Genomic DNA, 13,647 nt, shown 5'->3' with positions numbered 1-13,647 from the left:
AAGAAGCTGGAAGAGATGGGCTGCTGCGCGATCATGCCGCTCGCCGCCCCCATCGGCTCCGGCCTCGGCATCCAGAACCCGATCAACATCCGCCTGATCGTCGAACAGTCGAAAGTCCCCGTTCTGGTCGACGCCGGCGTCGGCACGGCATCCGACGCCGCGGTCGCGATGGAATTGGGCGTCGACGGCGTGCTGATGAACACGGCGATAGCGGAAGCCAGGGACCCGATCAAAATGGCGAGGGCGATGAAGCTCGCGGTGGAAGCGGGCAGGCTCGCCTATCTCGCGGGCCGAATGCCGAAGAAGCTTTACGCCGATCCCTCATCGCCGATGGGCGGGCTGATTTAGGCTTCAACCCCACGCCGTCATTGCGAGCGAAGCGAAGCAATCCAGGGCGGCGGGCTCGGTGGTTGCGGCCCTGGATTGCTTCGTTGGCCTTCGGCCTCCTCGCAATGACGCCCTCTATATCCCGCTCGCGGGCACCCGGAACGGCGTTCCGTCAGGCAGAAACGGTCCGCGCGTCATGATCTGCGCCATCTGTTCGAGCGGTGTGACTTCCACCCCGACAGCGAGCCGGTCCGGCGGGAACCCGAATTCGACGATTTCCGGTATCTCGTCCAGCGCGCCGAGGAGTGCGGACAGCGGCGGAATATCCCGCCCGATAATATTGTCGATCTGAAACGTGCCGTCGGCGGACTTGCAGGTGGCCATCATTGCGTCGAATGCCGGCAGATAGTGCAGCGCAAAGGCCGGGTTCACTGCCGCTTCCAGAAAGAAAATCGTGCCGTAGTCGGATAGCGCCAGCGTGTTGGAAACGGGCGCGCGGTCGCGGAACAGGCGCTTCACGAGCTCTGCATCGCCGCGAATGTCCAGCATCCTTGTCTCAACGGACCGGTCTTGTGTCGTCTCCGCCGTCTCCATTCGAAAACGCGATTGCGACCGCGCCTTGAAACCGAAGCGGGGATAGAGCGATGGCGTATCGGTCTTCAGGATGATGAGGTCCGCTCGCTCGTCGCACCATTTGAGCGCCCGGGTAACGAGATCGCGAAACAGTCCCCTCATCCGCCATGCCGGAGCGGTGCAAACCGATTGCAGCGCCAGTGCGTCCACGCGGCGGCCGTCCAGTATCAGCGGCATCGCATAGACGCCGACATTGGCGATACAGGCGCCGCTTTCGTCGAAATAGGAGAAGGGCGTGAAACTCGGGTCCTGGAAATCGAACTCCGTCAGAGCGCCGAGGTCGAGGCTGAACGTCGCCCCGATCAAGTCGTCGAGCCGCGCCCGCATTTTCGTATCGGCCGCATAATGCGACCGGTAAACCAGTCCGGGCAAATTCGGTTCGGTCGTCATCGGTCCCCCGCTGCCAGCTTAGCCACAACGGGAAGCCCGTCAAACCGCCCGCCTCACTCCTTCGGCTTCGGCACGATGCTGATCGTGCCGCTCACTTCCAGCACCGCATATTTGATCTGCTCCATCCGTTCGAGCCCTTGGGACTGCCGCGCGGCTTCCATGATGTCGTATTCGTCCACGCGCGCCTTCTTCATCCGCTCGCGCAGGGGCGCGCCATTCTCCACCAGCAGCATAGGCACGCCGTCGAGCATCTTGCCGGCCGCCGGCACGTGCTCCTTGAAGAGTGACAGCGCGATATCCGCGAAGATGAGCGTGACGATGATGATGAAGGCGTTCGTCACCGAGAAGTCGTCGCCGAGCAATCCCTGTTGCGTCGCTTCGCCGATGATCAGCAGCAGGACGAAATCGAACGTGGTGATCTCTGCCAGCGTTCGCCTGCCGGAAATCCGGAAGATGATCAGGAGAAACACATAGATCGCGACCGCGCGCAGAACGGCGTCCATGCAGGCCTCCTAGGGGTAGGTGAACTGGGTCAGCCGCGCGCGCGGTCCGCTCGGCAGCGAAATCTCGCCCCGGATCAGCCCGCTCGATTCCGGCCGCACGTCGAAATAGACGCGGTGCGGCCCGCCTCCCGCCGAAGCGAAGACGAATTCGGTGCCGTCCGGCGTGCTGCGTTCCTCGCGCGGCGCGGGATGCACAGTGTCGACGGCGAAGGCATCCATCAGCGCCTTGCTGAAGGTGATCGCCGTTTCCCCGCCGCCGCCGTCCCGCACCACGATCGTGACGCGCGTCGACGCGCCGTTCCGTCCGAAGCGGTCATAGGTGACTTCCATGCGGCCCGAGGCGCCCGTGGTGCTGGCCGTGCTGAGCGGTCCTTGCGAGAAGAGGCCGAGCAGCGACGCAATCACCAGCAGGCCGAGCACAGCCCAGCCGCAGCGCTGCACCCACCAGGTGGTGCGTTGCAGCTCCATATCTTCATGGACCGGATATGACCGGCTGCGCCAGTCCTGTTCGTCGCTCTGGGAGATGCCGCTTTCCGGGGGCATGGCGTGCCTGTTCCAGCGCCGGCCTCAACGGGAAACGGAGGCCGCCTGCCGCGGAAGAACGTACCGCCTGCGGGAAAGTTCCCTTGCCCGGTATTCCGTATGGTCCCCGGGCTCTCAGATCGCCTGCTTCGTCAGTCCTGCTTCGTGGTGATAGTCCACCACGCGCTTCACCTCGTCGCGGTCGCCCATGACGACGCCGACACGCTGGTGCAGGCCCTTCGGCTCGATCTCGAGAATGCGGTGATTGCCGTCATAGGCCATGCCGCCGGCCTGCTCGATGAGGAAGCCCATCGGGTTCGCCTCGTACATCAGGCGCAGCTTGCCCGCCCGGTCCGGCTCGCGCGCGTCCCACGGATACATGAAAATGCCGCCGCGCTTCAGGATGCGGTGAATGTCCGCCACCATCGACGCGGTCCAGCGCATGTTGAAGTTCGCCCCGCGCGGCCCCGTCGTGCCCGCCAGGCATTCCTCGATATAGCGGCGCACCGGCGGCGCCCAGTGGCGCATGTTCGACATGTTGATCGCGAACTCGCGATTGCCGGAGGGAATGCGCATGCGCTCGTTGGTCAGCACCCATGAGCCCATCTCGCGGTCGAGCGCGAACTCGTAGACGCCCGTACCGACCGACAGGATCAGCAGCGTCTGAGGCCCGTAGATCGCATAGCCGGCGGCTACCTGCTTGCGTCCCGGCTGCAGGAAATCATCTTCCGTCACCGCGCGGCCGGAAACGTCTTCCGGCGCCATCAGCACCGAGAAGATCGTGCCGACGGAAAGGTCGACGTCGATATTGCTCGACCCGTCGATGGGATCGAACAGAAGCAGATATTCGCCCTTGGGATAGCGGTTCGGAATGAGATGGATCGTCTCCATCTCCTCCGACGCCATCGCCGCCAGGTGGCCGCCCCATTCATTGGCTTCGAGCAGCTTCTCGTTGGCGATCACGTCGAGCTTCTTCTGGACCTCGCCCTGCACGTTCTCGCTCGTCAGATTGCCGAGCATGCCGCCCAGCGCGCCCTTGTTGACGCAATGGCTGATCGTCTTGCAGGCCCGCGCGACGATTTCGACCAGAAGGCGGAGTTGGGCGGGCAGCGCGGCTTCCTTGCGCTGTTGCTCGATCAGAAACTGGGTCAGCGTTCTCTGGGACACTCTTTTGAACCATGTTCGGGGGTGGGCGGAAGGACTGCTATCGAATAGCAGGAACCGGCCGGTTGGAAAATATGCTTTGGTGTCTCAGACCCCCTGAAAACCGACCAGTTTGCGTTGATTCGGGTCCCACAGCGCCAGCGAGGCCGTTCTCAGGCTTTCCACGATCGTCAGCCTGTTGATGGATTTCAGCTCGGGCATGGCGTCGAGGCATTCCTGCAGGCGGTAGTTCGGAATATGGCTGCACAGGTGGTGGACGTGGTGGAGCCCGATATTCCCGGTGAACCAGCGCAGCACGCGCGGCAGCACGTAATAGGAGCTGCCATGCAGCGCGCCGCTCTGCCGGTCCCAGGCGTCGCTCGTGTCCCAGCTCGTCGTCTCGAACTGGTGCTGCACATAGAACAGCCACACGCCCATCGCCGCGGCGGCCACAAGCACCGGCACCACCATCACCGCGAAGTTGAGCCAGCCGAGCAGCAGGAGCAGCGTGCCGTAAAAGGCAAGTATCGCGAGGTTGTGGAACATGACGCTGCTCCACATCTCCCATGCCGGCCGCCGGAGGGTCAGCGGCAGCCGCTGCAGCACCAGGAAATGGATCGGCCCGCCGATCATCAGCAGGAACGCCGGATGCCGGTAGATGCGGTAGGCAAGGCGGCGCATCGGCGTCAGCGCCCGGTACTCGTCGGTCGTCAGCGTGTTGATGTCGCCGAAGCCGCGCCGGTCCAGATTGGACGACGAGGCGTGATGCAGCGCGTGCAGCCGCCGCCAATAGGCATAAGGCGTGATCGTCAGCACGCTGATAAGGCGCCCGGTGATGTCGTTGGCGCGCTTCGAGGCGAAGAACGAGCCATGCCCGCAATCGTGCTGGATGATGAAGAAGCGCAGCGCGCAACCCGCCAGCGGTATCGCCAGCAGGAACGTCAGCCAGTAGCCGACATGGAGGCTGAAATACATCGCCGCCGAAAGCGCGATGAACGGAACGGCCGTGGTGGCGATCTGCCGCCCGGCCCGGAAGAGGCTCGGCGTGCGATAGCGCGCGCAATGGGCCGCAAGGTCTTTTATGCTCGTGTTCATGGGTTACCGTGCCCCGTCGGGGCCTGTGTGTGTCGGAAAGAAGGTTTTCCGGGAGAGTTCAATCAGCCGCCCCGCGCGGCCTTCACCATTTCCGTCAGCCGCGCTTCGTCGGCCGCGCCCGGATAGAGTTCGCCGCCGACGATGAATGCCGGCGTGCCGTCGACGCCCAGCGCTTCCGCCAGGTCGTAGTGCCGGCTCACCATTGCGGCGATGGCCGGGTCTTCCATGTCCTTGCGCAGCCGCGCCAGGTCGAGCCCGGCCGATTTCGCGATCTCGAGGATCGCCTCGCTGTCGAGCTGCCCCTTGTGCTCGTAGAGCGCCCGGTGCATCTCGAAATAGAGCCCCTGCTTTTTCGCCGCCACTGCCGCCTTCGACGCTTCGAGCGATGCCGGCCCGAGGATCGGAAATTCCTTCAGGATCAGCCGCACGTTGCCGTCCGCCTTCACGAAATCCATCAGCGGCTCGAAGCTCCGCTTGCAGTAACCGCACTGGTAGTCGAAGAACTCGACGATGGTCACGTCGCCTTCGGGATTGCCGGCCACGAAGTCGCCCGGATCGTTGTAGATGTCCTTGTGGCGCTTCTCGATCGCGGCGCGCGTCTCGGCAAGCGTCGCATCCCGGTCGCGCTTTTCCAGCACCCGCAGCGCTTCCATCAGCACTTCCGGGTTCTCGATCAGGTATTCGCGCACGATCTGTTCGATCGCCTTGCGGTCCTTCGCGTCGAAGCGCGCATCGGCCGCCTGCGCCGCGCCAAACGGTGCGAGCAGGGCGCCGAGAGCGATGGCGAATGCAATGAGAAGGGCGCCGGTCGCGCTGGCGCGGCGGCTGGACGGGAGCGGATGAAAAGGGCGCATATCTCTCTTCGGTAAGATTTGATGTCCGGGCGGGTGCGGATCAGCCGCGCCCGGGATTGGGCTGCACCGCGATATCCTGCGCGCGAAGCCATTCGGGGCTGCCGTTCGTCAGCAGCTTCTGCGCCCGCATCGCATGCATCTTCGCTTCCTTCACGGCGCCGGCCGCATCGTAATACTGCGCCGTCGCGAGTTCCGCCATACCGATATTGTCGAGCTTTCCGTAGGCGATGGAGAGCTGGTAATAGGCATAGGGCTGATCGCCGCTCTTGGCCGCCGCCTGCAGGTGCTTCACGGCCTCCTCCGCCGAGGCCTTGTCCTCGCGCGCCAGCAGCGCCCGGCCGAGGCCGAGATAGAGCTGCTCGTCCGGCAGCAGCGCCACCGCCTCGCGATAGGCTGTGATCGCCTCTTCCACCTTGCCGCTTTCGAAATAGATTTGCCCCTTCACCTCGCGGATATAGGGGTTCTTGGGGTCGCTTTCCACCAGCGGCTCGATTTCGTTCAGCGCCTTGTCGAGCTGGCCGGTGCGGTGATAGGCGACGGCGCGCGCATACCGCGCGTAATCGCTGTTGTCGGACACCGGATAGCGGTTGAAGGTCGCGTTCGGCTCATCGAGGAAACCGTAGAGCTTCGCCTGCACCATCTTGAACTGATGGATGCGCTCGGGCGAATCGTGACGGTCGTAATAGGGCGATTCCGTTACCCGCGCTTCGAGCGCCGCGAGCCGCGCGCCGGACATCGGATGCGAGCGCGCATAAGGATCCTGCCGCGTCTCGCTCAGCAATTCCTGGTCCCGCATCGTGGAAAAGAGATCGAGCATGCCCTTGCCCGACATGCCTGCCCGCTCCAGGAACGTCGCGCCCGCCTGGTCGGCGCTGGCTTCCTGTTCGCGCGTGAAGGCGAGCAGGCTCCGCGTCGCGATGTGCTGGCTGCCCAGGATCATCGCCATGCCCGCATCGCCCGCGCCTGCCGCGATCGCGCCGACGCCGAGGATCATCGAGGCGATCATCGGCACGCTCATGTTTTCGTATTCCTCGCGCCGCTTCACGAGATGCCCGCCCGCCATATGGCCGGTTTCGTGGGCGATGACGCCGATCAGTTCGGAGGGCGTCTCGACGGTGGTAATGAGGCCGGTGTTGAAGAACATCTGCTGCCCGGCCGCGACGAAGGCATTGAGATTCGGGTCGTTCACGAGATGCAGCTTCACCGCCTTGGGGTCGAGCCCCGCCGCCCGCAGGATCGGATCGGTATATTCCCGCAGCATGTTTTCGGTTTCGGCATCGCTGATGAGCGATATCCGCTGCGCCGCGGCCGGGGTGGCGCCGGTAAAGGCGAGCGACATGCCCATGAGAGCACTCATGACCATCGCGCCGGATTTCCGTAGCCCTGCTTTCAGCAACATATTCCCGTAAACCTGTACATTCCGGGGCGCTCGGCCCCGCGTTTCTCTTCCCCTGCCGTCCTTTTCGCGCCACTCTCCTGCGGCCCGATTTGAGGCGGGATCGCCTGCGGGAGACCGGGGCACGTTGACGTTATGGGCTCCTCGCGACTAAACGGTAATGGCGGGGCCCGTGACGGCATCTTGTCCGGCCCATCTTACATGGAACGGCCCGGATTTCTGAATCCGGCGTCGAAAAAAGGTCGACATGACGAAAGACAACCGCACGCCCCGTACCGAAACCCGTCGAAAAGCCCAAATGGAAGCCCGGCGGAAGAGAAACGCCGGATTGTGGTTTAACTATGAAAATCGGGGCAGGGGCCGCCTGCGCTCCGGTGTCGCGGTATTGGCGCTGGCGCTCGGCCTTGCTGCCTGCGGCACCGACGGCCCGCGCGATCCGATCGGCCTCACCGCGGTCAGCCACGGCGTCGAAACCGGCCAGGAGCGGCGCGACCGCCAGACCACGGCGGGCGTGCGCGAGACCGACAGCACCGATCCCTGGTTCGCCGGTGCGGCCATTGCGGATGAGCCGGCGGCGGCGCTTCTCGCGCGCCAGGTTCTGGAGCAGGGCGGCAATGCGGCCGACGCGGCGGCGGCCATCTATTTCGGGCTCTCCGTCACCTATCCGGCGGCGGCCGGGCTCGGCGGCGGCGGCATCTGCCTCGTCCGCAAGGGCGGCACGGCCACAGTCGACACCATCTCCTTCCTCACGCGCAACCCGCGCGGCGGCGGCGCCATCGCCGTGCCGGGCAATGTTCGTGGCTTCGCGCTTCTCCACGCACGCTATGGCAGCTTGCCCTGGGGTTCGGTGGTCGGCCCGGCGGAACGTCTCGCGGCGACCGGCTCGCCCGTCTCCCGCGCCACCGCCCGCCAGCTTGCCGCGTCTTCCGCGACGATCGGCGCCTCGCCTGCGCTCCGCAGAATTTTCATGACACCCGGCGGCGCCATCGCCTCCGAACTCGATGTCGTCACCCGCTTCCAGCTGGCGGCGACGCTCGCGCAGGTCCGCAGCCAGGGCGTGGGCGGCTTCTATGCCGGCCAGACGGCGAACCGTCTCGTCGACGCCGCTGCCGCCGCCGGCGGCACGCTCAGTCTGGATGATCTCCGCGATTACCGGCCGGACGTCGCCCCCGCCCAATCCCTGAACGCCGGCACCGGCACGCTCTGGCTGCCGGCCTCGTCGGTCGGCGCGGGCGCTTACAACGCCGCGCTCTGGTCGAATATCGGGGACGCGAGCCCGGCCGAACTCGCCGAAATTGCGCGCCGCACCGCCGTCGGCCTCGGCGCGCCGGCGGACATCGACCGCGACTTCGGCTCCACCGCCTTCGCCGCCATCGATGGAAAGGGCGGGGCGGTCGCCTGCGCCGTCACCATGAACGGCCCCTTCGGCACCGGCCGCGTCGCGGAAGGAACCGGCATCGTCTTCGCCACCGCGCCTGCCAACGCCACGCTCGGCCTCGGTTCGGCCTTCCTCGCGCCCGTCATCGTCACCGGCGCGAACGGCGAGCGCCTGCGCTTTGCCGGCGCCGGCGCGGGCGCACCGAAAGGTGCAGCCTCCATCCTCTACATGGCGAAGAACGCGGCCTCGACATCCTCGGCGTTCTCCGCGCTCGAGGCCTCGCCCGCCGATGCCGCCTCGCCCGCGGGCGCCATCGTCTGCACCGAAGGCGCCGGTTCCTGTGCGCTCGGCATAAACCCGCGCGGCGACGGCATGGGCATCACCGCCGTCGCCTCGGGTTCGTAAGGAGCTGGTTGCTTCAGGGAGCCGGCTACTCTTCCCACCCTCCCGCCGGCGCAGGGGGAAAGATGAAAAAAGGGCCCGGAAAATCTCCGGGCCCTTCTTTTGTTTCAGTGTGCGGAAAACCTACCGCCGCTGCCACCAGCCGCGCCGGGACGGCTCGCTCTCGCGCGGTTCGGCACCGGCGTCCGGCGCGCCGCTTTCCGCTTCGGCCATTTCGGCGACAGGCTCCTCGACGGACCGCTGCTCATGCGCGGCTTCTCCGGCGGGCTCTTCGTCGGCGGCTTCTTCCTCGCCTTCGTCCACCTCGGCATAGGCGCCTTCCTCGGCCGCTTCCGCGTCCCAGGTTTCCTCATCGTCCGCCACCGGATCGTTCGGCGAATGAACCTCCGCCTCTGCGCGCGAATAGGAGAGCAGCACCGGCACCTCGTCGTCCGAAATTCTCGCCTCGTCGGCTATGGTGTCGATGTCGCTGTCATCCTCGGCCACGCCGGGCTCGCGCTCCTCGTCGTCGGAAGCCTCGCCCGCGACGGCGCTCGTCTCCGCGCCTTCGTCGGCGCGGCGGCGGTTGCGCCGTCCGCCGCGGCGTCCCCGGCGGCGGCGCTTGCGCGCACCGTCTTCGCCGTCCTCGCCGGCGGCGGCGCCACCTTGCGCGGCTTCCGTGGCCTCTCCGGCCTCGTCGCCTTCGTCTTCATCGTCGTCATGGCCCTGCGCGTCGAGCGGCTTCTCGCCATCGGCCCGCGCTTCGCCTTCCGGCTTGCGCTTCCGCCGGCGGCGTTTGCGGCGCCGCTGTCCGTCCGCGCCGTCGCCGTTCGCTTCCGCGCGGCCCTCGTCGGAGCGCCCGCCGGGCGTCTCTTCCGCGTCGGCCTCGGCTTCGTCTTCCGCCTCGTCCTCGATCTCCGCGATCGCGGGTTCTTCTTCGTCCGTGTAGCCGCTTTCGATGTTGATCGCGCCTTGCGCCGGCCTTGTCCGCGTCAGCGCGCGGGCTTCCGCCGGCTCGATCCGGTGATCGGAACCTGTCAGCGTCGCATCGGCTTCGATATAGACCGACGTGCCGTAGCGTTCCTCGACGTCGAGGATTTTCGCGCGCTTCTGGTTCAGGATGTAGATCGCGACGACGGCGGGCACTTTCACGGTGAAAGCAGCGGCGCGTCCCTTGATCGCTTCGGCTTCCACGCCGCGCAGTACATGCAGCGCCATGGATTCGACCGAGCGCACCAGCCCCGTGCCCTTGCAGTGCTGGCAGATGACCGTCGAGCCTTCCAGCACGCCGGAGCGCATCCGCTGGCGCGACATTTCCAGAAGACCGAAATGGCTGATACGGCCCACCTGGATGCGCGCGCGGTCCGTCTTCAGGCAGTCCTTGAGCTTGCGTTCGACCGCGCGGTTGTTGCGGTTCTCGTCCATGTCGATGAAGTCGATGACGACGAGACCGGCGAGATCGCGCAGACGCATCTGCCGCGTGATTTCCTCGGCCGCTTCGAGATTGGTCTTGAGCGCCGTCTGCTCGATGTTCCGCTCCTTGGTGGAACGGCCCGAGTTCACGTCGATCGAGACCAGCGCTTCCGTCGGATTGATGACGATATAGCCGCCGGATTTCAGCGTAACGCTCGGTTCGAGCATCGCGTCGAGCTGTTGCTCGATGCCGAATTTCTGGAAGAGCGGCTGCGTTTCCTTGTAGGGCTGCACGTTCTTCGCATGGCTAGGCATCAGCATCCGCATGAAGTTCTTGGCTTCGCGGTAGCCTTCGTCGCCCTCGATCTGGATAGTGTCGATGTCCTTGTCGTAAAGATCGCGGATCGACCGCTTGATGAGGCTGCCTTCCTCGTAGACGAGGCTCGGCGCCGTCGATTTCAGCGTCAGTTCGCGCACGCTTTCCCACATGCGCAGCAGGTATTCGTAGTCGCGCTTGATTTCCGCCTTGGTGCGCTTGGCGCCCGCCGTGCGGACGATAAGGCCCATGCCTTCCGGCACGTCGAGCGATTCCGCGATGCCCTTGAGCTTCTTGCGGTCCGTCGCCACGGTGATCTTGCGGGAGATGCCGCCGCCGCGTGCCGTGTTCGGCATCAGCACGCAATAGCGTCCGGCGAGCGAGAGATAGGTGGTGAGAGCCGCGCCCTTGTTGCCGCGCTCTTCCTTCACGACCTGCACCAGCAGGATCTGACGCCGCTTGATGACTTCCTGGATCTTGTAGGAGCGGTAGTTGATCCGCTGCTTGCGCGGAGCGGCTTCTTCCATCGCGTCTTCCGCGCCGACGCTCTCGACCGTCTCGTCGGAGAGAACGGTCTCGGTTTCGCCGCGCTCGATGTCGCCGCTGTGGTCGTCGCCCGAATCCTCGGCGTCGTTTCCGCCGTTTCCGTTCCCGTTGGTCTTCGCGGCCGGCGCTTCCGCTTCCGCGTCGTCGTCGTCCTCTTCTTCCTTCTCGCGGCGCGCCTCGTCGGCCTGCTGCTTCAGCAGGGCTTCGCGGTCGGCCACCGGGATCTGGTAGTAGTCGGGATGGATTTCGCTGAAGGCGAGGAAGCCGTGACGGTTACCGCCATATTCGACGAACGCCGCCTGAAGCGACGGTTCGACGCGCGTAACCTTGGCTAGATAGATATTTCCTCGAAGCTGTTTCCTGTTTTCTGACTCGAAATCGAACTCTTCAACGCGATTGCCGCTTACGACCACCACCCGGGTTTCTTCGGGGTGGGCCGCATCGATCAGCATCTTCTTTCCCATATGGAAATTCTCCGTGGCGCAGGCGGCGCGGAGCCGGTCGCAGGATTGTGCGTCCGTCCAGTCGCGCGCGGGCGCCTGTTGTTTGGGCCCGGTCGGCCGCGCCGGCGCCGTCGAGGCGCGCCGCGGAAGGACCGGACAGGGTGTGTAATGAAGGGGCGGGGACAACTCGCGCTGCCGGGCACATAGCCGGTCCGAAGCCGGTCACGGAAAGCTTCCGTGCTGTCGGCCGGCCGGTGTGTGTTCTGACGGCGTCGTGCATCTCAACCTTTTGGTGCACCCATCAAGACGCCGGGTGCCGGCGGCGCTCGTCGGATCGCCGTGCCGAATGCCGGCTGGCGGAACGAGCGTGTAACTTTCCGAATGCGCGCTTTGGCTTTTTCCGGCGGCGTCCGTTGCGGGAACAGCCGTTAAGGAGATCGCCGGGCCCGCGCGGCCCGCTACCGGCATCGCCCTTTAAAGGGGTGAGTCCGGCGCGCGACGGTTTGCCCGAAATTTGGTCCCGCCTGAAAATGGGGCGGGTGAGCCGGATGCTCCTCGGAGCACCATGACCGGCCAGTGCCTGTTTGTACCTTTCGCCGCTCTGATTTGGCAAGCGGCGCGGTATAGGCGCTGTCTATTGGGCTGTTATTAACCATTCTACCCATTGAAAATTCGTAAATTTTGGACGCGATAACCAATTTTGAAGTAATCTGGCCTTAATAGTGATTTGGGTTTCTTGATAAGGCACCCATAACCGCCTCCGGGAGTTGTTCCGGGGGGCGTCGCCGGGCGTAATTCCCCGAAATGTGGCGTTCCCCCTGATAACCGGCAAGGCTGATGCGGGGGCGCTACGGCGGTATTCATGAGGGTCGGCAGGCGTGACATGGGGACAGTAGGAGGGCGGGGCCTGCGCCTGACGCTTTTTGCCTGCCTGTTCGCCGCCTTTGCCGTCCTGTCCGCCACCGGCACCGTCCGCGCCGACGATCTGAACGATCTCATCCAGGCCGACCTCGAAAACGACCTCCGCAACGCCGCCCTCGGCCCCCGCACGCTCGATGCCTCGCTCAAGGATGCGGCCCGCGTAAACGACGCGCTCGAAACCGGCGCGCTCCGCGACGGCGCGGCCGTGCCCGTTGCGCCCGTCTCGCCGCCCGCGGGTGGCGCCGCCGTCACCTCCATCCGCCTCGGCGATCATGGCGAGCAGACCCGCTTCGTGCTCGAACTGTCGGGAAACGCCACCGCCGACTACCGGGTCTTCACCCTTTCCGATCCCTACCGCGTCGTCATCGACATCTCGGGCGTGCCGTTCCATCTCGTCGAGGAGCCGGCGGAGAAGGGTAAGGGCTTCGTCTCCGGCTATCGCTACGGCCGCTTCCAGGCCAACACCTACCGCGTCGTCATCGACGTGGCGCAGCCCGTCAGCGTTGCGCGCAATTTCGTGCTCGATCCGCAGGCGGGCTTCGGCCGCCGCATCGTGCTCGACCTCGCTTCGACCGACGCCACGAGCTTCGCCGCGAATTCGGGCCTGCCCGAGGGCGAGAAGGCCGCCGCCGTCGAGGCCGCCGAGGAAATGGCGAAAGTCGCCGCCGTTCCGATCAGCCCGCCCGCCCAGCGCCTCGAGCGCCGCCGCGTCGTCGTCATCGATGCCGGTCATGGCGGCGTCGATCCGGGCACGCAGGGCCGCAGCGGCGTCTATGAAAAGACAGTCGTGCTCGCCTTCGCCAAACAGCTTGCCGAAGAACTGCGCTCCTCCGGCCGCTACGACGTTCATCTGACGCGCGAGACCGACATCTTCCTGCCGCTGCGCCAGCGCGTCGCCATCGCGCGCCAGCACAAGGCGGACCTCTTCATCTCCGTCCATGCCGACGCGATCCAGAAGCCCAATGTGCGCGGCCTTTCCGTCTACACCCTGTCGGAAAACGCGTCGGACGCGGAAGCCGCCGCGCTCGCGCGCAAGGAAAACCAGTCCGACCTCATCGCCGGCCTCGACCTCCAGGGCGAAAGCCCGGAAGTCACCGGCATCCTGATCGACCTCGCCCAGCGCGAGACCAAGAACTATTCCTCGCGCTTCGCCAAGTCGATCGTCGACTATGCGAGCCAGAACACCGCGACGCTCGACCCGGCCCATCGCTTTGCCGGTTTCGTCGTGCTGAAGGCGCCGGACGTGCCCTCCGTGCTGATCGAGCTCGGCTTCCTCACCAATACCGAGGACGAGAAGCTCATCACCTCGCCCGCATGGCGCGCCAACATGGCCCGCGTCTTCTCCCGCGCCGTCGACCGCTATTTCGGCGACCGCCTCGCGGAAGG

10 protein-coding genes and 1 pseudogene are annotated in these 13,647 nt (G+C 65.5%); 3 read left to right on the top strand and 8 right to left on the bottom strand.

Annotated elements, in window-relative coordinates; all coding sequences use genetic code 11:
- Positions 1-348: pseudogene (locus tag Q8S60_RS06630) on the top strand (thiazole synthase); the annotation flags it as partial.
- Between the two features lie 114 nt (positions 349-462).
- Here Q8S60_RS06630 and Q8S60_RS06625 read toward each other — a convergent pair.
- The 7 genes from Q8S60_RS06625 to Q8S60_RS06595 form a co-directional block, all read right to left on the bottom strand.
- Complete coding sequence (locus Q8S60_RS06625; protein WP_305277562.1) at positions 463-1,350, bottom strand: GNAT family N-acetyltransferase; 888 nt, start codon at positions 1,348-1,350, stop codon at positions 463-465.
- A gap of 53 nt (positions 1,351-1,403) precedes the next feature.
- Positions 1,404-1,853: a DUF421 domain-containing protein gene (locus tag Q8S60_RS06620; protein ID WP_305277563.1), complete on the bottom strand. Its 450-nt coding sequence runs from the start codon at positions 1,851-1,853 to the stop codon at positions 1,404-1,406.
- Positions 1,854-1,862: 9 nt separating this feature from the next.
- Positions 1,863-2,396 (bottom strand): hypothetical protein, encoded by a 534-nt coding sequence (locus Q8S60_RS06615; RefSeq protein ID WP_305668444.1) that lies wholly within the window; start codon positions 2,394-2,396, stop codon positions 1,863-1,865.
- A gap of 114 nt (positions 2,397-2,510) precedes the next feature.
- A complete protein-coding gene (locus Q8S60_RS06610; RefSeq protein WP_305277565.1) occupies positions 2,511-3,542 on the bottom strand; it encodes a class 1 fructose-bisphosphatase in 1,032 nt (343 codons plus the stop codon).
- 84 nt (positions 3,543-3,626) lie between these two features.
- Positions 3,627-4,613: a fatty acid desaturase gene (locus Q8S60_RS06605; protein ID WP_305277566.1), complete on the bottom strand. Its 987-nt coding sequence runs from the start codon at positions 4,611-4,613 to the stop codon at positions 3,627-3,629.
- A 62-nt stretch (positions 4,614-4,675) separates the two neighbouring features.
- Positions 4,676-5,467, bottom strand: a complete 792-nt coding sequence (locus Q8S60_RS06600) for a DsbA family protein (protein ID WP_305277567.1) — start codon at positions 5,465-5,467, stop codon at positions 4,676-4,678.
- Positions 5,468-5,507: 40 nt separating this feature from the next.
- Positions 5,508-6,824 (bottom strand): M48 family metalloprotease, encoded by a 1,317-nt coding sequence (locus Q8S60_RS06595; protein ID WP_305277568.1) that lies wholly within the window; start codon positions 6,822-6,824, stop codon positions 5,508-5,510.
- Positions 6,825-7,110: 286 nt separating this feature from the next.
- Between Q8S60_RS06595 and Q8S60_RS06590 the strand changes: the two genes are divergently transcribed.
- On the top strand, positions 7,111-8,646 hold the full coding sequence (locus Q8S60_RS06590; protein WP_305277569.1) for a gamma-glutamyltransferase: 1,536 nt from the start codon (positions 7,111-7,113) through the stop codon (positions 8,644-8,646).
- A gap of 120 nt (positions 8,647-8,766) precedes the next feature.
- On the opposite strand, the gene Q8S60_RS06585 is transcribed toward Q8S60_RS06590, so the two are convergent.
- Complete coding sequence (locus tag Q8S60_RS06585; RefSeq protein WP_305277570.1) at positions 8,767-11,361, bottom strand: ribonuclease E/G; 2,595 nt, start codon at positions 11,359-11,361, stop codon at positions 8,767-8,769.
- An 862-nt stretch (positions 11,362-12,223) separates the two neighbouring features.
- Here Q8S60_RS06585 and Q8S60_RS06580 point away from each other — a divergent pair.
- Positions 12,224-13,647 (top strand): N-acetylmuramoyl-L-alanine amidase (locus tag Q8S60_RS06580; RefSeq protein ID WP_305668443.1); only part of this gene is annotated, 1,424 nt, incomplete at its 3' end.

This window comes from Parvibaculum sp. (assembly GCF_030694575.1).
Taxonomy (GTDB): Bacteria; Pseudomonadota; Alphaproteobacteria; order Parvibaculales; family Parvibaculaceae; genus Parvibaculum.
This window is presented reverse-complemented; position numbering and strand designations above follow the sequence as displayed.